The 21,438-nt window shown below is 70.1% G+C and carries 14 protein-coding genes; 6 read left to right on the top strand and 8 right to left on the bottom strand.

The features are described 5' to 3' along the window. Positions 1-16: 16 nt before the first annotated feature. On the top strand, positions 17-1,951 hold the full coding sequence (locus ACIP6U_RS22460; protein ID WP_401720470.1) for an FUSC family protein: 1,935 nt from the start codon (positions 17-19) through the stop codon (positions 1,949-1,951). A 119-nt stretch (positions 1,952-2,070) separates the two neighbouring features. Here the strand turns inward: ACIP6U_RS22460 and snpA are convergent, their stop codons facing one another. Beyond that, positions 2,071-2,781 carry a snapalysin gene (snpA, locus tag ACIP6U_RS22455; protein WP_401720467.1) on the bottom strand — a complete coding sequence of 237 codons (711 nt, stop codon included), beginning with the start codon at positions 2,779-2,781 and terminating at the stop codon, positions 2,071-2,073. A 174-nt stretch (positions 2,782-2,955) separates the two neighbouring features. On the opposite strand from snpA, the gene ACIP6U_RS22450 reads away from it, so the two are divergent. Continuing rightward, a complete protein-coding gene (locus ACIP6U_RS22450; protein WP_401720465.1) occupies positions 2,956-3,954 on the top strand; it encodes a LysR substrate-binding domain-containing protein in 999 nt (332 codons plus the stop codon). A gap of 15 nt (positions 3,955-3,969) precedes the next feature. Here the strand turns inward: ACIP6U_RS22450 and ACIP6U_RS22445 are convergent, their stop codons facing one another. Next, complete coding sequence (locus tag ACIP6U_RS22445; RefSeq protein ID WP_401720462.1) at positions 3,970-6,054, bottom strand: PhoX family protein; 2,085 nt, start codon at positions 6,052-6,054, stop codon at positions 3,970-3,972. 233 nt (positions 6,055-6,287) lie between these two features. Here ACIP6U_RS22445 and ACIP6U_RS22440 point away from each other — a divergent pair, with 233 nt between their 5' ends. Beyond that, on the top strand, positions 6,288-7,883 hold the full coding sequence (locus tag ACIP6U_RS22440; RefSeq protein ID WP_401720459.1) for a VWA domain-containing protein: 1,596 nt from the start codon (positions 6,288-6,290) through the stop codon (positions 7,881-7,883). A gap of 167 nt (positions 7,884-8,050) precedes the next feature. Continuing rightward, positions 8,051-9,775 (top strand): methionine--tRNA ligase, encoded by a 1,725-nt coding sequence (gene metG / locus ACIP6U_RS22435; protein ID WP_401720456.1) that lies wholly within the window; start codon positions 8,051-8,053, stop codon positions 9,773-9,775. Positions 9,776-9,877: 102 nt separating this feature from the next. Here metG and ACIP6U_RS22430 read toward each other — a convergent pair whose 3' ends face one another. The 3 genes from ACIP6U_RS22430 to aspS form a co-directional block, all read right to left on the bottom strand. After that, positions 9,878-11,224: a polysaccharide lyase family 1 protein gene (locus tag ACIP6U_RS22430; protein WP_401720453.1), complete on the bottom strand. Its 1,347-nt coding sequence runs from the start codon at positions 11,222-11,224 to the stop codon at positions 9,878-9,880. Positions 11,225-11,437: 213 nt separating this feature from the next. Continuing rightward, positions 11,438-12,337, bottom strand: a complete 900-nt coding sequence (locus ACIP6U_RS22425) for an intradiol ring-cleavage dioxygenase (RefSeq protein ID WP_401720451.1) — start codon at positions 12,335-12,337, stop codon at positions 11,438-11,440. Positions 12,338-12,490: 153 nt separating this feature from the next. Next, entirely contained in the window at positions 12,491-14,254 is a 1,764-nt protein-coding gene (gene aspS / locus ACIP6U_RS22420) for an aspartate--tRNA ligase (RefSeq protein ID WP_401720448.1), read from the bottom strand. A 186-nt stretch (positions 14,255-14,440) separates the two neighbouring features. Here aspS and ACIP6U_RS22415 point away from each other — a divergent pair, with 186 nt between their 5' ends. Next, positions 14,441-16,645: a SpoIIE family protein phosphatase gene (locus tag ACIP6U_RS22415; RefSeq protein WP_401720445.1), complete on the top strand. Its 2,205-nt coding sequence runs from the start codon at positions 14,441-14,443 to the stop codon at positions 16,643-16,645. On the opposite strand, the gene ACIP6U_RS22410 is transcribed toward ACIP6U_RS22415, so the two are convergent. The 3 genes from ACIP6U_RS22410 to ACIP6U_RS22400 form a co-directional block, all read right to left on the bottom strand. Then, positions 16,600-17,676, bottom strand: a complete 1,077-nt coding sequence (locus ACIP6U_RS22410) for an AI-2E family transporter (protein WP_401720442.1) — start codon at positions 17,674-17,676, stop codon at positions 16,600-16,602. The genes ACIP6U_RS22415 and ACIP6U_RS22410 overlap by 46 nt on opposite strands. Before the next feature lie 186 nt (positions 17,677-17,862). Beyond that, complete coding sequence (locus ACIP6U_RS22405) at positions 17,863-18,840, bottom strand: pirin family protein (RefSeq protein ID WP_401720439.1); 978 nt, start codon at positions 18,838-18,840, stop codon at positions 17,863-17,865. A 111-nt stretch (positions 18,841-18,951) separates the two neighbouring features. Further along, positions 18,952-19,419, bottom strand: a complete 468-nt coding sequence (locus ACIP6U_RS22400; RefSeq protein WP_123998889.1) for an SseB family protein — start codon at positions 19,417-19,419, stop codon at positions 18,952-18,954. A 161-nt stretch (positions 19,420-19,580) separates the two neighbouring features. Between ACIP6U_RS22400 and ACIP6U_RS22395 the strand changes: the two genes are divergently transcribed. Next, on the top strand, positions 19,581-21,407 hold the full coding sequence (locus ACIP6U_RS22395) for an acyl-CoA dehydrogenase (RefSeq protein WP_401720437.1): 1,827 nt from the start codon (positions 19,581-19,583) through the stop codon (positions 21,405-21,407). The last annotated feature ends 31 nt before the right edge of the window (positions 21,408-21,438 follow it).

Below are 21,438 nucleotides of genomic sequence, written 5' to 3'. Positions count from 1 at the left end.
TGCCCATAATGGGCGCATGCCCCGCGAGTTCCCCATCGGCCTCACCCCTCCCGACTGGCTGGTGCGGAACCTCCGAGCCCAGCAGACCCCCGTCAACCGCCCCGCCGTGGCCCGCGCCGCGATCGCGATGGCCCTGCCCCTGCTGATCGGCCTCGCCGCCGACCACGCGGCGTACGGCGCGCTCGCCTCCATGGGCGCCCTGTCCGGCGTGATCAGCGACACCGCCGACGCGTACCGGATGCGGCTGCTGAAGATCGCGATCCCGCAGCTCTTCGGCGCGATCGGCGTGACCCTGGGCGCCCTGGTCGAGGGGCACGGCTGGCTCGCGGTCGCCGCCGTCACCGCCGTCGCGCTCGCCTCCGGGATGATCTCGACGATCGGCGCGGTCGCCTCCGTATCCGGACTGCTGCTGCTCCTGAACTGTGTGATCGGCGCGGGCCTGCCACTGCCCGGCGCGTGGTGGCTGGCGCCGCTGCTGATGTCCGGCGGCGGGCTGCTGGTGCTGCTCCTCGCGCTGCTCGCCTGGCCGCTCAGGTCGGGGGTGCCGGAGCGGGCGGCGGTCGGCGGGACCTACCGGCAGGTGGCCGAACTGATGGCGGCCTGCGGGCGGGAGGAGTACGACGAGGCCCGGCACGCCGTCACCCAGTCCCTGAACCAGTCCTACGACCTCATCCTCGCCCGGCGCGCCCGCCACCACGGCCGCAGCACCGAACTGACCCGGCTGCTCGCCCAGTTGAACGCCATCACCCCGGTCGTGGAGGCCGCCCCCGCCGCCCATCTCGCCGGCATCCCCATGCCGGCCGAGATCCCGGAAGCGGTACGCCACCTCGCGCACGCCGTGGAGACCGGCTACACCGGGCCGATAGGGCTCAGGCTCCCGGCGCCCGCCTCGGAGACCGCCCGCGCCGTCGACCACGCCCTGCGCCACGCGGCCGAGGTCGTCGCCCGGCCCGACGTCGACCCACGCGGCATCGACGACCGCCTCGGCCGGCCCGCCGCCCTCGGCATCCGCACCGCCCGCGCCCTGCGCAACGTCACCCTCTCCGCGGCCTCCTGGCGCTACGGACTGCGCCTGGCCCTGTGCATCGGCATCGCCCAGGCCCTGGTCTCGATCGTGCCCGTGCCGCGCTCGTACTGGGTCGCGCTCACCATCACCTTCGTGATGAAGCCGGACTTCGGCTCCGTCTTCTCCCGCGCCCTGCTGCGCGCCCTCGGCACGGTGGCCGGCCTGCTCGTCGCGGCGGCGGTGCTCTCACAGGTGCCGCGCGGTTGGTGGGACGTGGCGGTCCTGCTCTGCCTGGCCCCCTTGATCCCGCTCCTCACACCCCGCGGCTACGGCTACCAGACCGCCGCCATCACCCCGGTGATCCTGCTCCTGTCCGACGTCCTCAACCACCAGGGCACCGCCCTGCTCCTGCCCCGCCTGCTCGACTCCCTCATGGGCTGCGGCATCGCCCTGGTCGCCGGCTATCTGCTGTGGCCGGAGAGCTGGCACACCCGCGTCGGCGACCGCCTCGCGGACGCGGTCACCGACACCGCGCGCTACGTCGAGTCCGCGTTCGGCGACGACACCGAACCGGCCGCGCGGGCCCGGATGCGGCGCCGTCTCTACCGCGATCTGTCCGTCATCCGCACCGAGTTCCAGCGCGCCCTGACCGAACCCCCGCCGACCGGCCGCCGGGCCGCCGCCTGGTGGCCGCTGGTCGTCGCCGTGGAACGGATCGTGGACGCGACGGCGGCGGCCCGGGTGCGGGTGCGCCACGGAGCGGCTCCGCCGTCCGCGGGAGAGATCCACCAAGTGACGCTTCAGCTGCGGGAGTTGGCGGACGGCGTACGGGAGTCCGAGGTGCTGGTGGAGGTCCGTACCGACCTGACCGGGCCGGCCGGGAGCGTGCTGGAGCCGCTGCGCCAGGAGGTGGCGGCGGCCCGGGCCATCGCCTCGCCGCACTGACGTCCGCGGACCAACCCGCTCCCGCCGACACAGATGGGTGCGGGCCGCCTCGTGCAGAAGGCGGCCCGCACCTGGTGGGGGGTGGTGAGTGCTGGGTGGTCAGTACCCGGCGTCAGTTCCTAACGCCCGGACTTCTGGAGGGCCTTGTCGCTCGCGGCCTGGTCGAGGGCGGCGGCGAGGCCGTTCGCCCACAGCTGGTTCACCCGGGCCCGCTCGGCGGCGTTGGGGTTGGAGTTGGTGCAGGACGTGCCGGGGCCGCCGCCGGACATCAGCTCGCTGCACGGGCCCGTGTAGTGGTCCGGCAGACCGAGCACGTGCCCGGTCTCGTGGGCGGTGACGCGGGTCGAGTCGTACTGCTGGTTCTGCCGGTAGTCGAGGAAGACGTACCCGCGCCCGTGGCCGTCGGTGGAGGCGAAGGAGCCACGGGAGTCGTTGCCCTCGCGGTAGCTGAAGTTGGCGCTGGACGCGGACCCTGACTGGAGTCTCACGTTCGTCACCGCGCCGTTCCAGATCGCGGTGGAGCGGGCTATCTGGGTGGCGAAGGTGGGCGCGCGGGAGGCGTCGTAGATCACCGTGACGGCCGCCGCGCTGGTCGGGTTGGCGGCGCGCTTCTCCGCGACCGACTTCAGGACGGCCTGGAAGAAGGCCTGGCTGGCGTCGGACTCGGCGGCGGAGCCGGTGTAGGCCGAGTAGCCGGAGCCGCTGACCTGCGGAGCGGGCGCCGAGGCCGTGGCGGCGGCGGCCGGAACCGCCGTACCGAGACCGAGGACCGCGAGACCGATACCGGTCGCGACCGCCGAACGGGCATGCAGGGAAAGGGACTTGTTCATCGAGGACTCCTAGGTGGGGGTGAGTCTCGTCACCGAGGAGTTTCTGCGCCTGTGGCCCGGCTGTGATGATGGCAGTCGGCGATAGCACCGCCCTATCGGGAGCCCAATTCGTGCGTACCGGGCGGGATTTGTGCGTCTGGTGAAACGTCTGCTTCCGCTTTACGCTCCGTTTGCATGGACCTAGAGGTGAGGCACCTCCGTGCACTGTGCGCCATAGCCGACACCGGCAGCCTGCACCGGGCTGCCCGCCAACTGGGTGTCGCCCAGCCGTCGTTGAGCACCCAGCTGCGCCGGATCGAACAGGAGCTGGGCGGCCCGCTCTTCGTCCGGGCCCGCACCGGCTGCCGGCCCACCCCGCTGGGCCGTCTGGTGCTCAGCCGCGCCCGCCCGCTGGTGGCCGAAATGCGCTCCCTGGTCAGCGAGGCCCGGGCCGCCGCGACGGGCGGCCAGGAACTGCGCGTCGGCTCCACCGCGAGCCGCGCCCTGGCGGGCTGGCTGCGCCGCCTGCGCGCCCACGGCCAGGACCCCACCCTGCACATGAACGTCTCCCCGAACGCCCTGCTCCGCATGGTCGCCGACGGCCAGCTCGACGTCGCCTTCGTGCACGAGGTCGAGGGCTCCCCGCTGCGCATCCCCGAGGGCCTGCCGCTGCGCGTCCTGATCGAGCGCGAACCGCAGTTCGTCTCCCTGCCCGCCGGCCACCCGGCCACCGCGCACGCCTCGGTGCACGTCTCCGAACTGGCCCGGGACCGCTGGATGATCGACCCCACGGTGGACGGCGAGTGGGACGCCGTGCAGCACATGTTCCGCACGGCGGGCATCAACCCCCATGTCCTGCACGGCGATTACCACACGGCCGCCGCCCTGGTGGACACCGGCGAGGTCGTCACCGTCTGCCAGCCGTCCTGCCTCCCCCGCCCCGACATGGCCGTACGCCGCCTGCACGGCGACCCCTTGGGCGTACGGCTCCTGCTCGCGGCGCGCACGGAGACGGACCTGGACGGCGCCCTGCCGGCCCTGCGCGAGGCGTACTGGGAGGCGGCCCTGGAGGCACCGGCGTACCGGGAGTGGCTGGATCGCGAGGGTGGGAGACCCACGCCCGAGGGCAAAGGTATGAGACCCACGCCCGACGGCGGGGACCCCAGACCCGAGCCCGCCCCAGCCCTCCCGTAGGGGAGGTCGTCCGGATCAGACGCCGATGTCGCACCCGTCCTTGCGCCACACGGCGACGACGGCCGGGCGCACGATCTTGCCGGGGCCGTCGGGCCAGACGCTCGCCGGGCTCTCGACGGTCGCGCCGGCGATCTCGCCCGGGTGCTGCACGGCCACCAGCACCCGCCGGTCCTGCACGAGCGGACCGCAGGTCTCGGCGCCGTTCGGCACGGTCAGGAACTGCTTGAGCTCACCGCGTCGCGGCCCCTTGGTCGCCACGCCGAACAGCCCGTCGTGCGAGCCGAGTTGGGCGCCGTCGGTGGAGATCCACAGGTTGCCGTGCGGGTCGAAGGCCACGTTGTCCGGGCAGGAGATCGGGCTGACGTCGTCCTTCGGGAACCCGGCGAAGTAGGTGGCGGGGTCCTTCGGGTCACCGGCGACGAGGAACAACGACCAGGCGAACTTCGTACTGTCCGCACGGTTGTGACGCTCGGTCAGCTCCAGGATGTGCCCGTGCTTGTTGGCGTTGCGCGGGTTGGCCTCGTCGACGGGGGCGTTCGCGCCGACACCGCGGTTGGTGTTGTTGGTGAGGGCGACGTAGACCTTGCCGGTGTGCGGGTTGGGCTCGATGTCCTCGGGCCGGTCCATCTTGGTCGCGCCGACCTTGTCACCGGCGAGCCGGGTGAAGACGAGCACCTCCTCGGCCGTCATCCCCTCGACGTGCGAGACGGCGCCCTTGGCGGTGGCGGTGGCCAGCGGAATCCACTCGCCGCTGCCGTCGAACTCCCCGTCGGCGGGCAGCTTCCCGGTCCCGTCGATCTCGATGGCGGGGGAGTCACCCGTGAGCTTGGCGACGTACAGAGTCCCCTCGTCGAGCAGCGTCAGATTGTGCTCACGCGCGGCACGGGAGGACCCCTTCTTCATCCGCTTGCTACCGACGAACTTGTAGAAGTAGTCGAACCGCTCGTCGTCACCGGTGTAGACGACGGGACGCCCGTCGTCGGTGAGCCGCACGGTCGCACCCTCGTGCTTCACGCGCCCGAGGGCGGTGCGCTTGCGGGGCGTCGAGGTCGGGTCGTACGGATCCAGCTCCACGACATATCCGAAGCGGTGCGACTCGTTGGGCTCCTGGAGCACGTCGAACCGCTTGTCGAACCGTTCCCACTTGCGCTCGGTGGCCCCGGCGACGAGCCCGTACCGCTTGTCCGTCGCGCGGGCCCCGTTGGCGAAGTACTGGTTGAAGTTCTCCTCGCCGTGCAGGGTGGTGCCCCAAGGGGTGGTCCCGCCGGAGCAGTTGTTGAGCGTGCCGAGCACCTTGCGGCCGGTCGGGTCGGCGGAGGTCTTCAGCAGGTCGCTGCCGGCGGCGGGCCCGGTCACCTTGAACTCGGTGGTGACGGTGACGCGCCGATTGAGGTGGTGCCGGGGCACGGGACGCAGGGCGCCGGTCCGCCGGTCCTCCTCCACGACCACGACACCGAGCCCGTGCGCGGCCCAGGCGACCTCGACCTGGTTGCGGGTGGGGTTGGCGGGGTCGTACCCGCGGAACATCAACACCTCGTCGGTGTACTCGTGGTTGGCGACGAGCAGCTGCCGCCGATGCTCACCCGGGACGGGCAACAGGGCGAGAAAGTCGTTGTTGTACCCGAACTGCCCGGCCTGGGCGGCGGCCGTCTGGTTCTCCGGGTCGAAGGCGGGGGCACCGCGCAGGATGGGCTCGCCCCAGCGGATGACGACGTTCTGCGCGTATCCGTCGGGGACGACGACGGCGTCGGCGGTGTTGGGAGCGACGGCCCCGAACCGGAGTCCGCGCGCGGCTTTGCCCTGGGGTTTGTGCGTTGCGGAGAATCCGGCGGACGACTCCCGCACCGCGGCCTCCGCGGGCCGGGCCCCGACCACACCGGCCGTCCCGGCAGCGGCGGCGACCGTGACGACGGCGGCGGCCCGCATCATCGAACGACGGCCGAGGGCACCGGCGATGACGTCACCGACGTACTCGTTGGAGCTGGTGTTGGGCGCCTCGTGGAAACAGGCGTCACCACACCGGAAACGACAGGTCAGGGAGGATCGTCCTCCCGGGTGCGAGTCGGACGGCATCCCGATGATCGGCAACTGCTTGCGCACTTTGCTCTCCCCTTGCATGCCCTTGGCTTGAACGTGGCGCTAGGGGCACGCATGTGCGGGAGCGCTGACGCGGGTTGAACGAAAGGTGAACCCCGTTTGGCCGCGGGGCTGTTGACACCGGGCCCGCTACTGTCTCCCGCCCCTGCCCAAGATCACCGCCCGGGGCCGCTAACCTTACGTGTCCGTCCTGGCCAGGGATTGACGGGCTTCAACTCACGCGAAGGGTTGCGCACATGGGCATTCTCACTCTCCTGCGGAACGCGTTCGGCAGGTCACGCAAGGGGCGTGCCGCCGAAGCAGAGGGTGCGGACCGAACCCCTTCGCAGCGGACGGAGGAGACGCCGGTCACATCGACCGAGCCGTCCCCCGCTCCGCAGCCGACGGTCCCCGCACAGTCACAGTCCTCTTCCGACGAGCACGACCTGGTGGCAGCGGCCTTCGACAAGGTCGCCGTCCCGAAGCCGGCTTCACCGGTGGAGGGGGAGCGGGTCGTCGAGGCCCCGGTCACCGAGGAGCCGACGCCGGAGGCGGAAGCGGAACCGGTCGTGGTCGTCGTGCCCGCCGAGACGCTGATCGCCGAAGAGGAAGAAGAAGAGGTCACCGCCGAGGAGCCTCCGGCGAAGCCGGTGGTGGCGGAGCCGCTGGCCGAGGAGTCGGTGGTGGCGGAGCCGGTGGCCGAGAAAGCGGAACCGCTGGTCGTCCTTGCCGAGACCTCGGTCACGGAAGAAGAAGTGGTCACCGCCGAAGCGGTCATCGTGCTCGTGCCGCCGACGGAAGAGGAGCCCGCGGCGGAGACTCCCGACCCGCAGCCCGAGCCGACGGTGGAACCGGAACCGGAGCCGACCCCTGAACCGGTCGCCACGACGGTCGAGGAACCGGAAGCAGCGGCAGCCGCCGAACCGGCCGATGCACCCACTTCCGAGCCCGCCGCTCCCGAGCCTGCGGCAGTCGCCGAACCGGCCGATGCCGCCGCTCCCGAAGCCACCGCTTCCGAGCCCGCGCCCGCGGCAGTCGCCGAACCGGTAGCCGCGGAGGTCGCCGAACCGACCGCTCCCGCGACCCCCGAACCTGCCGCGACCCCCGAGCCCGCAGCCGCCGATGTCGAGGAAGCCCCACAGGGGCCACCCGCACTCGACGACGAAAGCAGCACGGGTGGTGCGGGTGGGAACATCATCGAGGCCGACGGCGAAGCCGAGGCCGAGGTCCCCGCCCCCACAGACCCCGTTGGGACCGCCCTCGCCAAGGCCAACCTCACCGGCACCCAGGCCAAGCTCTACCTCGTCCTGGACCGCTCCGCGAGCATGCGCCCGTACTACAAGGACGGCTCCGCCCAGGCCTTGGCCGACCAGACCCTCGCCCTGGCGACCCACCTGGACCCCGCCCCCACCCCCTCCGTCCACGTCGTCTTCTTCTCCACGGAAGTGGACGGCACCACAGACCTCACCGCCGCCTCCCCCGAGAACGCGATCGACGAAACCCACGCCGGCCTCGGCCGCATGGGCCGCACCAGCTACCACGCCGCCGTCGAAGCCGTACTCGCGCACTACGACAAGAACGCCACCCCCGGCACCCCCGCCCTGGTCGTCTTCCAGACGGACGGCGCCCCGGACGCGAAGACCCCGGCGACCCAGTCCCTGACGGACGCCGCGAAGTCGCACGCCTCCGTGTTCTTCTCGTTCGTCGCGTTCGGCGACCACGACAACAAGGCCTTCGACTACCTCCGCAAGCTGAAGACCAGCAACACGGCCTTCTTCCACGCGGGCCCGACCCCCCTGGAACTCACGGACGCGGAACTCTACGACGGCGTCCTGATCGACTGGCGCCCGTAAGTCCGCGCTCCACCCACCCCACCCCGTCACACCCCGTGCCGTCCGCTTCTCACCCAATAAAACGGGAGGCGGACGGCATACACATGTCGGCTACGATTTCAAGGTTCACACCTGCAGAACACCTTGCAGAAACCCTTGCAGAAACCGCGACCTGGGAGCAGCCCCCGATGGCTCGACACCTCATCACCAGCGCCCTTCCGTACATCAACGGGATCAAGCACCTGGGCAACATGGTGGGGTCCATGCTCCCGGCGGACGTCTACTCCCGTTACCTGCGCCAGCGCGGCCACGACGTGCTCTACATCTGCGCGACGGACGAGCACGGCACCCCGGCGGAACTGGCCGCGAAGGAGCAGGGCATCCCCGTAGCCGAGTTCTGTGCGCAGGCGCACGACGCGCAGAAGGCGATCTACGATGGCTTCGCGCTGGACTTCGACTACTTCGGCCGCAGCTCCTCCCCGCAGAACAGGGAGATCACGCAGCACTTCGCCCGCCGCCTGAACGAGAACGGCTTCATCGAAGAGCGCGCGATCCGCCAGGTGTACTCGCCCACCGACGGCCGTTTCCTCCCGGACCGCTACGTCGAGGGCACCTGCCCGCACTGCGGCTACGACAAGGCTCGCGGCGACCAGTGCGAGAACTGCACCCGCGTGCTCGACCCGACGGACCTCATCAACCCCCGTTCCGCGATCTCCGGCTCCACCGACCTGGAGGTCCGCGAGACCAAGCACCTCTTCCTCCTCCAGTCGAAGCTCCAGAACGAGGTCGAGGAGTGGGTCGCGGCGCACGAGGAGGAGTGGCCGCAGCTGGCGTCCTCCATCGCCCGCAAGTGGCTCACCGAGGGCCTGCACGACCGCGCGATCACCCGTGACCTGGACTGGGGCGTCCCCGTCCCGGCGGACACCTGGCCGGAGCTGGCCGCGGAGGGCAAGGTCTTCTACGTCTGGTTCGACGCCCCGATCGAGTACATCGGCGCGACGAAGGAGTGGTCGGACCAGGACCCGGAGAACCGCGACTGGAAGGCGTGGTGGTACGAGTCCGACACCGGCGAGAACCCGGTCCGGTACACGGAGTTCATGGCGAAGGACAACGTCCCGTTCCACACGGTGATGTTCCCGGCCACGGAGCTCGGCATCCGCGAGCCCTGGAAGATGGTCGACTACGTCAAGGCCTTCAACTGGCTGACGTACTACGGCGGAAAGTTCTCCACGAGCCAGAAGCGCGGTGTCTTCACCGACCAGGCCCTGGACATCCTCCCGGCGGACTACTGGCGCTACTTCCTGATCGCCAACGCCCCCGAGTCGGACGACTCGTCCTTCACCTGGGAGCACTTCACGGCGACGGTGAACAAGGACCTCGCCGACACCCTCGGCAACTTCGTGAACCGCGTCCTGTCGTTCTCGAAGAAGCGCTTCGGCGACGAGGTCCCGGCGGGCGCGGCGGCGGGCGAGCCGGAGACGAAGCTCGGCGAGCAGATCGCGGAGCTCCTCGCGGAGTACGAGTCCCAGCTGGAGGCCCTCCAGTTCCGCAAGGCCGCGGCAGCACTGCGCGCCCTGTGGTCGGCCGGCAACTCCTACCTGGAGGAGAAGGCCCCCTGGCTGGAGATCAAGACCGACAAGGACGCGGCAGCCCTCACCCTCCGTACGGCGATGAATCTGATCCACCTCTACGCGGTGGTCTCGGAGCCCCTCATCCCGACGTCGTCGAAGGCCATGCGGCAGGCGTTCGCCCTCGCCGAGGACACGGCGACCTGGGTCACCCCCGACCAGGCCCGCGCCCTCGACTCGGTCCCCACCGGCACCCCCTTCACGGTCCCCCCGGTCCTCTTCGCCAAGCTCACGGACGAGGACCTGGAGAACTACAAGGAGCGCTTCGGCGGCGAGCCCGCGTAACGACGTATCGGCGTGACCGCAGTGCGGCGTGAGGCCCCGGACCCGTGAACATCCCGGGGCCTCACGCCTGTTCTGGGGGCTGCCCCAGGAGCCGGCCCGCTCCTACGACAGCACGCCGGCCCCCGTCGTCGATGCCAGCTCCGTGAGCAGGTTCTTCGCCGACGTCTCAAGACCCGCCGTGAGCGTCGGCGTCCAGTTCACCGACGTCTTGATCTTCTTCGACGCGGCGGCGTTGTACGCGGCGACCAGGTCCGTCGCCGTGCCGTTGACCAGGTTCCCGGAGCCCGCGACCGAGCCGGTGCCGTCGCCGCTGAGCAGCTTGGCGATCTTGCCGCCGGCCGGCACCTTCCAGTAGTTGTTCTGGGCCACGACCTGCGCCTTGGCACGGGAGTTGATGCTGTACTGCGGCGCGTAGCCGTGCAGCGTGGTCGTGTCGTAGACGTTGTTGTAGAGGTGGATCTGGCCGAGGCGGGCCAGCGGGGCGCGCTGGACGATGCCCTTCCACACGTTGTGGTGGATCGTGACGCGCAGCTTGCCGGTGCTGTCGGTGTCACTGCTGCCGATCAGCATCGTCTTGTCGTGGTCGGTGAACTGGTTGCGCTCGACGGTGACGAGGTCGGAGCCCTTGGTGATGTCCAGGGCGCCGTCGTGGATCTGGTACTCGCGGCCGTAGTACGTGGGGTTGGCGCTGTCGAAGTGGGCCGCGTCGGTGAACGTGTTGTGGTCCGCCCAGACATGGGTCGCCCCGCGCAGGGTGACGGAGTCGTACTCCGAGTTCCAGTTGCCGGCGTCGCCGTCCGTCGGGTCCCACTGCGGGAAGCAGTCCTCGGTGGCGGCGAAGGTGAGGTTGCGGACGATGACGTTGTCGACGTTCTGGATCTGGAGCATGCCGCCGGTGATGCCGGCCTTGGTGCCGGGGACGCCGACGATGCTGGTGTTGGCCGGCACCTTGAGGACGACGTTCTCGGCCTGCCTGTCCTGGGCCGCGGCCCGCGCCTTCTCCTGCGTGCCGGAGGGCAGCTTGGAGCGCCCGTAGGTGGCGGGGTCGTACGCCTTCAGGTACGCGGTCAGCGCATACCCGGTGCCCGACGCGTAGTCGGCGCAGGTCAGCTTCTTCCCGGCGGCGTCGGTGTTGGCGTCGATCGTGCCCTTGACCTTGATGATCCGCGGTGTCGTGTCGGACACCGAGCCCAGCGCCTTCACCAGCTGCGCACGCGTGGAGACGGTGAAGGTGTGCGCGGCGTCCGCCTTCGCACCGCCGGTCGTGCCGGTCCCGGACGACGCCCAGCCGTCCTTGGCGGCGAGCGTCCGGTGATAGAGGTCGACGGTCGTACCGGCGTTCGCGTTCAACACGACGACACCGGCACCGCCGACGGCGACCACGGCCGCAGCAGAGACGACGACGACGCGGCGCGCGCGAAGGGACCGACGGTGGGAAGCAGAGGCCACGGATGAGTCCTTACGTGGTGCGAAGACAGCCATGCTCGACGTGAAGCTCCCGCGAAGGGACCTTCCGACTCACCAGTGGTCACACGATCAGAAAAGGTTGCCGACTGCCGCACCGATCGATCTCATCCAGCAGGACCTGATCGAACAACTCGCCATCCCGAGGGCGCCCGGAACCTCACTGCCAGGTTCCCGGGCGCCCTCGGCTCTCGTGTCTCAGCCGTCGTGCGTCTCGTCCGTCGCCACTTCCAGGGTCAGGCGGCCGTGGACGCCCCGGGCGAAGTGCCTGCGGTCGTACTTGAGGTAGAGCAGGCCGCCCGCGTGTCCGTTGTCCGGGTAGATGGAGTCCTCGTCGAGGGTGACGCGCGTAGTGGTGTTGCTCGCGTACGGCTCCACCTCGGCCGACAGCAGCACCGACTTCTCGTCGAAGAACAGCTGGCCCGTGTGGCAGGCGTGGCCGCCCTCGTAGCCGGCGTCGGTCCAGGTGCCGTCCACGTGGACCTTCACATGGATGTGGACGCAACGGCCCTGGTACCAGCCGGGGAAGACGGTCCGGAAGGTGACCTCGCCGTGCCGGTCGGTGCGCCAGGTGCCGCGCAGATAGCGCTCGTCGTCGGTCGGCTCCTGGTGGCCGCCGCCACCGCCCGGGGGAGGACCGCCGGTGGGAGTGCCGGTGGGGGCATCCGTGGGCGGAGGGCCCGTCGGGCCGCCGCCCCCACCGCCGCTGCCCATGTCCTCGTAACCGGAGTACACGCCTGTGGCGTTGCAGTGCCAGATGTCCACGGCCGCGTTCCGGACCGGCTTGCACGTGTCCGCGTCGATCACCTTGAGCTGGAGGGCGAGCGGGACGCCCGCCTGGTCCTCCGTGACATCCCGGCGGATCTTGTCGGCGTCGATGTAGTACGGCCCCTCGACCAGCTCGGAGGTCAGCGTGTAGCAGGTGTCCTCCGGGGCGCCCGGCTTCGGGGCGCCCTGTTTCGGGCCACCCTCCTGGGCGGATGCGCCGGTGGCGAGGGCGGTGCCCGCACCGGCCGCGGTCACCGCGACACCGCCGGCCACCAAGACCGTGCGGCGGGCCAACGTCCCTCTGTCTTCGGGTGTTTGAGTGTCCGTCATGGTCAGCGAACGTAGGCGTGAGCTACTCGGCAGGAACATCTGAAAGAGCTGTGAATCGCGGTGCCCAAGCGAAAGGGCTCGAAACCGACGCCGGTTTCGAGCCCTTCGGTACCGCTCAGCGTGCTTGTGTCACCACCGCTCGGACCGCTGGTGTCACTTCGCCTGCGGCTTGCGCACCTGGAGGTGCAGCTCCTTCAGGCGGACCTCCTCCAGCTCCGTCGGCGCGCCCATCATCAGGTCCTGGGCGTTGCCGTTGAGCGGGAAGGAGATGGTCTCGCGGATGTTCGGCTCGTCGGCCAGCAGCATCACGATCCGGTCGACGCCGGGGGCGATGCCGCCGTGCGGCGGGGCGCCGAAGCGGAACGCGCGCAGCATGCCGGCGAACTTGTCCTCGACGGTGTCCCGGTCGTAGCCCGCGATCTCGAACGCCTTGAGCATGATGTCGGGCTCGTGGTTGCGGATCGCGCCGGAGGACAGCTCGACGCCGTTGCAGACGATGTCGTACTGCCAGCCCAGGATGTCCAGCGGGTCCTGCGTCTCCAGGGCCTCGAGACCGCCCTGCGGCATGGAGAAGGGGTTGTGCGAGAAGTCGATCGCGCCGGTCTCCTCGTCCTTCTCGTACATCGGGAAGTCGACGATCCAGCAGAACCGGAAGACGCCCTCCTCGAAGTGCCCGGCGCGCTTGGCCGCCTCGACCCGGACCGCGCCCATGATCTTGGAGACCTCGTCGAACTCGCCCGCGCCGAAGAACACGGCGTGACCGGCGGCCAGCGACAGGCGCTTGGTCAGCTCGGCGATGTTCTCCTCGGTCAGGAACTTCGCGATCGGGCCGGTCAGCGAGCCGTCGTCGGTCACGCGGACCCAGGCCAGGCCCTTCGCGCCGAGCGTGACCGCGTAGTCGCCGAGCTGGTCGAAGAACTTGCGGGGCTGCGCCGAGACGTCCGGCACCGCGAGCGCCCGCACGTGCTTGCCGGCGAAGGCCTTGAACTCCGAGCCCTCGAAGATGTCGGTGATGTCGGTGAGTTCGAGCTTGGCGCGCAGGTCCGGCTTGTCGGAGCCGTACTTCAGCATCGACTCGCGGAACGGGATGCGCGGGAAGGGGGAGGTGACCTCCTGGCCGCCGCCGAACTCCGTGAACAGCTCGGTCATGAGCTGCTCGATCGGACGGAACACGTCCTCCTGCTCGACGAAGCTCATCTCCACGTCGAGCTGGTAGAACTCGCCCGGCGAACGGTCCGCGCGCGCGTCCTCGTCACGGAAGCAGGGCGCGATCTGGAAGTAGCGGTCGAAGCCCGAGATCATCAGCAGCTGCTTGAACTGCTGCGGCGCCTGCGGCAGGGCGTAGAACTTGCCGGGGTTCAGCCGGGACGGGACGACGAAGTCACGGGCGCCCTCGGGGGAGGTCGCGGACAGGATCGGCGTCGCCATCTCGTTGAAGCCGAGCGCGACCATCTTCGAGCGGATCGCGGCGATCACCGAGGAGCGCAGCATGATGTTGCGATGCATGCGCTCGCGGCGCAGGTCCAGGAAGCGGTACTCCAGGCGCCGCTCCTCGTTGACCCCGTCCTCGGTGTTGATCGTGAAGGGCAGCGGGGCGGCCGCGCCGAGCAGCTCGACCTCGCCGACCTCGACCTCGACCTCACCGGTCGGCAGATCCGCGTTCACGTTGTCCGTGCCGCGGGAGACCACCTTGCCGTCGACGCGGACCGTCGACTCCTTGGTGACCTTGTCCAGCGCCTCGTAGGCGGGCGTGCCCGGGCGGGCGACGAGCTGCGTGATGCCGTAGTGATCGCGCAGATCGATGAAGAGGATGCCGCCCAGGTCGCGCCGATTGTGCAGCCAGCCGCTCAGCCGGACGTCGGTGCCGACGTCAGAGGCGCGGAGCTCGCCGCAGGTGTGGGACCTGTACCGATGCATCGTCGTTCATCCAGTCTTCGCGAATCGGAGTCTGTGTCACTCAGGGTCACTCGGGGTGTTTCACGTGAAACACTCGGCCCAGCCTACCGGGGACCCCAAGATCGGCTCCCCACCATTTGGCGCCCGGAACACTTCTCACACCCCGATCAGTGGCACTCATCGATCACCTTTTCTTAAAGTGGGGCAATGCGCACTGGTGAGCCTCTGCCCGCCGTGGGGGAGGTTCTGGCCGCCCTCGCGACCGGCCTGTGGTCCTGGGACACCGCCACGGAGGCGGTCACGGTGGACGCCGAGGCCGCCCGTCTGCTGGGGCTGCCCGCGAAGGCGGCCACCCTCACGGAGGCCCAGATCCGGTCCCGGCTGCACCCCGTCGACTGGAACGAGATCGCCGGCATCGTCGGCCTCGCCGTCGCCGAGGGCACCCTCGCCGAGGTGCGGGTCCGGGTCATGGACGAGCACGGCCGGGTGATCCGCGTCGTCCGCTCCCGCTCCAAGCCGTCGTACGACCCCGCGCAGGAAGCGTTCCAGCTGATCGGCACCCTCCAGGAGGTCACCGAGCCGACCCCGGGCAGCCCCGCGGGACGCAGCGCCGTCACGGGCGACTGGCGGCGCTCCCGGGAGGCGTTCCTGCTGGACGCGGGCCGGGCACTGGCCGAGGCGCGGTCGACGGCGGAGGTGCTGCGGGTCGCGGCGGGCCTGTCAATGCCGGGCTTCTCCCCGGACGGACTCGCGGTCTTCGAGGTCGCGGGCGACCGCCTGTCGATCATCGGCCTGCACGGGTACCAGCCCGGCGACGAGGACCCGTTCTCCCCCATGTCCCTGAACGCGGACTATCCGGCCGCCGAGGTGATCCGCACCGGCCGCGCCGTCTACCTCTCGTCCCCAGGCGACTACAAGGCCCGCTATCCGGTCATGTGGCAGCTGATCGAGCACCTCGGCCGCGAGTCCTGGGCGTATCTGCCGCTGACGGTGGCGGGCCGCACGATGGGGGCCTGGATGGCGTCCTTCGCGTATCCCGTCGCCTTCACCCCCGACGAGCGCTCGGTCCTGACCACCATCGCCCGCATGCTCGCCCAGGCCCTCTCCCGGGCCGGCGTCGAGGAGAGCGAGCGTGCTCTCACCGACGGCCTCCAGCGCTCCATGCTGCCGACCCTGGGCCCTCGAATACCGGGCATGAACGTCGCCGCCCGCTATGTGCCCACCGGCGGCGGCCTCCAGGTCGGCGGCGACTGGTACGACATGATCCCGCTGCCCGGGAACACCGCGGGCGGCGGCCGGATCGCCCTGGTCATCGGCGACGTCCAGGGCCACGACGTACGGGCGGCCGGTCTGATGGGCCAGCTGCGGATCGCCCTGCGCGCCTACGCCTCCGAGGGCCACCGCCCCGACGCGGTGCTCTCCCGCGCCTCCCGCTTCCTGCACGGGATGACCTACGGCTCCCCCGAGGACGCCTCCGACCTGCGCTTCGCGACCTGCCTGTACATCGAGGCCGACCCGGCCACCGGCACCCTGGACATCGCGCGGGCCGGCCACCCGGACCCGGCGATCCGGATGGCGGACGGCACGGTGCTGGCCCGGCCGACGGCGGGCGGGCTGCCGCTCGGCATCGACCCGGACGCCGACTACCCGACCACCCGGATCACCCTCGAACCCGGCGAGACCATGCTGATCTGCACCGACGGCCTGATCGAGACCGGCGGCCACGACCTGGACACGGGCTGGCAGCGGATCCGTACGATCCTCGAAGAGCACGAGGGCGACCTCGAGGAGCTGGCCGACGCCCTGGTGCAGGGCGTGCACGGGCCCTCCTCCCACCACACCACCGGCCCGCTCGCCGACCGCCGCGAGGACGACATAGCGGTACTGCTGCTGTCCCGCCCGGCCACCGGCGACGCCAAGGACACACCGACCGGGCTGGCGCCGACGGTCCGGCGCACCATGATGTCGGTCGCCCAGGCGGAGCCGGAACGGGTGGCGGTGGCCCGGCAGCAGCTGCGCGAGCTGCTGCACGACTGGACCTCGCAGGACCAGATCGACTCGGCGGTCCTGCTGCTGTCCGAGATGCTCACCAACGTCCTCGTGCACACCGACGCCGACGCGCTGCTGCTGGCCGAGGTGCGCGACGAGACCGACGGGCGCCGGATGCGCATCGAGGTCACCGACACCAGCGACGACCTCCCGCACAAGCGCCGCCCCGGCGAGCTGGCCTCCTCCGGCCGCGGCCTGGTCCTCATCGAGCTCCTCGCCGACACCTGGGGCGTGGACCCGCGGGGCGAGGGCAAGAGCATCTGGTTCGAACTCCACGAGCCCGAACCGAAGGACACCGAGGGATACGAGATCCAGGGCTACGAGGTCGAGGGCGCCGGCGACTCCACCGGCCCCGGCGCCTGAGGCGGCGCCCCGTAGCGCGTCCGCAGTTCGTGCAGGACCCCGAAGGCGGCCGCCGTCAGCGGTACGGCGAGCAGCATGCCGAGGATGCCGGCGACGGACGCGCCCGCGGTGATCGTCAGCATCACCACCGCCGGGTGCATCTGGACCGTCCGGCTCTGGATCATCGGCTGGAGTACATGCCCCTCCAGGACCTGCACGGCGAGCACCACACCGAGGGCCCACAGGGCGATCACGAAGCCGCGGTCGGCGAGCGCGACCAGGACGGCGACGGCACCGGAGAGGAAGGCGCCGAGGTAGGGGATGTAGGCGCCGACGAAGACCAGCGCGCCCAGGCCGACGGCGCCGGGGACGTCGAGCACGAGCAGGCCCACGGTGATGCACAGGGCGTCGATGAGCGCGATGAGCGTGGTCCCGCGCATGAACCCCTCGACGGCCTCGAAGGCCCGGCGCGCCATGGCCTCGACGAGGTCGGCGGTGCCGCGCGGGGCGATGGACCGCAGGGTGCCGACGGCGCGGTGGGAGTCGCGCAGGAAGAAGAAGACCAGGAGCAGGGCGAGGACGGCCATGGCGATGACCTCGCCGACCACACTGACGCCGCTGATCACGTTGGAGGCCGCGGTGCCGCCGAACTTGGTGAGCAGTTCCTTGGCGTTGGAGGCGAGGTCGTCCAGCGAGGTCCCGGCGGCCCCGAAGTGCTCGGTGAGCGAGTTCGCCGCGTCCTTGAGCGAGGCGACGATCTCGTCACCGGTGTCGATCAGCGCGGCGACCACGATGTACACGGCCCCGCCGACCACGGCGACCACCGCGACGCAGGTGAGCCCGGCGGCCACCGACCGGTTGACCCGCGCCTTCACCAGCCGCCGGTACAGCGGCCCGAGCAGCGCCGTCCCCAGCAGCGCGAGCAGCACGGGCGTGACGGCCGTCTTGAGCTCCCCGCACAGCCGGATCCCGACGTATCCGACCCCGGCGAGCAGCAACAGCACGACACACCAGGCGGCGAACCGGCGAACGGCCTCGGGAAGCAGCTGCACACCCCCACCCGACCACGCCCCGCCCTTCACGTCCCGCCCGAACACCCCGTCCGGGTGACGGCCCGTCAGCCGGTCATGCGGTTGCCGGGCATTCGGCGGCGCCCGTGCGGACGGAAGGGCCCCGTCCGGCTGTCGTGGCCGGGCGGGGCCCTTCCGCGGAACCGGACGACGCTGGTCCGGAACCGGTCAGCCCTGGGGGCCGCTCTCGTTCATGCCGTGCACCGCCGGGATGGTGCCCAGGCGGCCCTTCTGGAAGTCCTCGAAGGCCTGCTGGAGTTCGGCCTGGTTGTTCATGACGAACGGGCCGTAGTGGGCCATCGGCTCACGGATCGGCTGCCCGCCGAGGAGGACGACCTCCATGTCCGGGGTGTTCGAGTCCTGCTGCTCGTCCGCGCGGACGGTCAGCGAGGAACCCGCCCCGAAGACGGCGGTCTGGCCCAGGTGGATCGGCCTGCGCTCGGCGCCCACCGCGCCCTTGCCGGCCAGCACGTACGCGAGACCGTTGAAGTCCTCGCGCCACGGCAGGGTCAGCTCGGCGCCCGGCGCCAGCGTCGCGTGGATCATCGTGATCGGCGTGTGCGTGATGCCGGGGCCCGCGTGACCGTCCAGCTCACCGGCGATGACCCGCAGGAGCGCGCCGCCGTCGGGGGTGGTGAGCAGCTGAACGTTGCCGCCGCGGATGTCCTGGTAGCGCGGGGCCATCATCTTGTCCTTGGCCGGGAGGTTCACCCACAGCTGGAGCCCGTGGAAGAGGCCGCCGGACACGACCAGGGACTCCGGCGGCGCCTCGATGTGCAGCAGGCCCGCGCCCGCCGTCATCCACTGGGTGTCGCCGTTGGTGATCGTGCCGCCGCCACCGTTGGAGTCCTGGTGGTCGAAGACGCCGTCGATGATGTAGGTGACGGTCTCGAAACCGCGGTGGGGGTGCCAGGGAGTGCCCTTGGGCTCGCCCGGCGCGTACTCCACCTCACCCATCTGGTCCATCATGATGAACGGGTCGAGGTGGCGGTAGTGGATCCCGGCGAACGCGCGGCGCACCGGGAAGCCCTCGCCCTCGAATCCGCTCGGGGCGGTCGTGACGCCGAGCACGGGGCGTGCCACGGCATCGACCGGCGTGGTCACGCGCGGGAGCGTCAACGGGTTCTCGACGGTCACTGCAGGCATGTCGGTACCTCCTTGTGCGGCCAGTTTAGTTGAGCATTGAACTTTCTGCCACCCCTAACAGAGAAAGCCCGGAGGACATTCCCTCCGGGCTTCCAGGTCTGGGGATGCGGATCAGCCGTACATGCGACGCATCGCGAAGTCGACCATCTGTTCGACCGCCTTCGCGTCGAAGACCATCCTGTGCTCGCCCTCCATGTCGAGGACGAAGCCGTAGCCGGTGGGCAGGAGGTCGATCACCTCGGCGCCGGTGATCACGAAGTACTTGGACTCCTTGCCCGCGTACCGCCGCAGCTCCTTGAGCGAGGTGAACATCGGGATCACCGGCTGCTGCGTGTTGTGCAGCGCCAGGAACCCGGGGTTGTCGCCCCGCGGGCAGTACACCTTCGATGTGGCGAAGACCTGCTGGAAGTCCTCGGCCGCCAACTGGCCGGTGGTGAACGCCCGCACCGCGTCCGCGAGGGACGGTGGGGACGGCTCGGGGTACAGCGGCGGCTGCTGGCCGTACCCGCCCGGCATCTGCTGCTGTCCTTGGGCGTACTGCTGTTGCTGAGCGCCCACACCCTGGTCGTAGCCGTACATGCCCCAAAGAGTACTGAGTCACAGATGACCCAATCGGGGTTGCTTCTTATTACCGACGGGTAGCATCATCGTAGCTACTTATTGGTACACGTTTATCCATCTGAACCAGCGCGAGGATCCAGTGCCTCGCCGATCTCTCTACGGAGCCGGGAGCCGTCACCATGGGGCACTACAAGTCGAATCTCCGCGACATCGAGTTCAACCTCTTCGAAGTACTCGGCCGCGACAAGCTGTACGGCACCGGGCCCTTCGAGGAGATGGACGCCGAGACCGCGAAGAGCATCCTCGACGAGCTCACCCGCCTCGCCGAGAACGAGCTGGCGGAGTCCTTCGCGGACGCCGACCGCAACCCCCCGGTCTTCGACCCGGAGACGAACACCGCGCCGGTCCCGGCGTCCTTCAAGAAGAGCTACAAGGCCTTCATGGACGCGGAGTACTGGCGCCTGGGCCTGCCCGAGGAGATCGGCGGCACCACCGCTCCGCCGTCCCTGATCTGGGCGTACGCGGAGCTGGTGCTCGGCGCGAACCCGGCCGTGTGGATGTACTCCTCCGGCCCGGCGTTCGCCCGCATCCTCTTCGAGGAGGGCACCGAGGAGCAGAAGAAGCTCGCCAGGATCGCCGTGGAGAAGACCTGGGGCTCCACCATGGTGCTCACCGAGCCCGACGCGGGCTCGGACGTCGGCGCCGGCCGCACGAAGGCGGTCCAGCAGGAGGACGGCTCCTGGCACATCGAGGGCGTCAAGCGCTTCATCACCTCCGGTGAGCACGACATGGAGGAGAACATCCTCCACTACGTGCTGGCGCGCCCCGAGGGTGCCGGGCCCGGCACCAAGGGCCTGTCCCTCTTCCTCGTACCGAAGTACCTCTTCGACTTCGAGACCGGCGAGCTGGGCGAGCGCAACGGCGTCTACGCCACCAACGTCGAGCACAAGATGGGCCTGAAGGCCTCCAACACCTGCGAGATGACCTTCGGCGACCGGCAGCCCGCCAAGGGCTGGCTGATCGGCGACCGGCACGACGGCATCCGCCAGATGTTCCGGATCATCGAGTTCGCGCGGATGATGGTCGGCACGAAGGCCATCTCCACGCTGTCGACGGGCTACCTGAACGCGCTGGAGTACGCCAAGGAGCGCGTCCAGGGCACCGACCTCGCCGCCTTCGGCGACAAGACCGCGCCCAAGGTCACCATCACCCACCACCCGGACGTCCGCCGCTCGCTGATCACGCAGAAGGCGTACGCCGAGGGCATGCGCGCCCTCGTCCTGTACACCGCCTCGATCCAGGACGCGATCCAGGTCAAGGAGACGAACGGCGAGGACGCGAAGACCGAGCACGCGCTCAACGACCTGCTCCTGCCGATCGTGAAGGGTTACGGCTCCGAGAAGGGCTACGAGCAGCTCGCGCAGTCGCTCCAGACCTTCGGCGGCTCCGGCTTCCTCCAGGAGTACCCGATCGAGCAGTACATCCGGGACGCCAAGATCGACACCCTGTACGAGGGCACGACGGCGATCCAGGGCCAGGACTTCTTCTTCCGGAAGATCGTCCGCAACCAGGGCTCGGCGCTCAACTCCCTGGCCGAGGACATCAAGAAGTTCCTCGCGCTCGGCACCGGCGGCGAGCAGCTGGCCGGCGCCCGCGAGCACCTCGCCAAGGCGGCCGTCGAGCTGGAGGCGATCGTCGGCCTGATGCTGACCGACCTCGCGGCCACCGAGCAGGACGTCAAGAACATCTACAAGGTCGGTCTGAACAGCACCCGCCTGCTGCTCGCCTCCGGCGACGTGATCGTCGGCTACCTGCTCCTCAAGGGCGCCGCCGTCGCCGCCGAGAAGCTGGAGACGGCCCCCGCCAAGGATGTGGCCTTCTACACCGGCAAGATCGCGGCGGCGAAGTTCTTCGCGGCCAACGTCCTGCCGGGCGTCACCGGCGCCCGCAAGCTCGCCGAGAACGTCGACCTGGACGTCATGGAGCTCGACGAAGCCGCGTTCTGATGAGAGACCGGTCACCCGGTCCCGGTCGTGG

The organism is Streptomyces sp. NPDC088794 (assembly GCF_044750545.1).
GTDB lineage: Bacteria > Actinomycetota > Actinomycetes > Streptomycetales > Streptomycetaceae > Streptomyces.
This window is presented reverse-complemented; position numbering and strand designations above follow the sequence as displayed.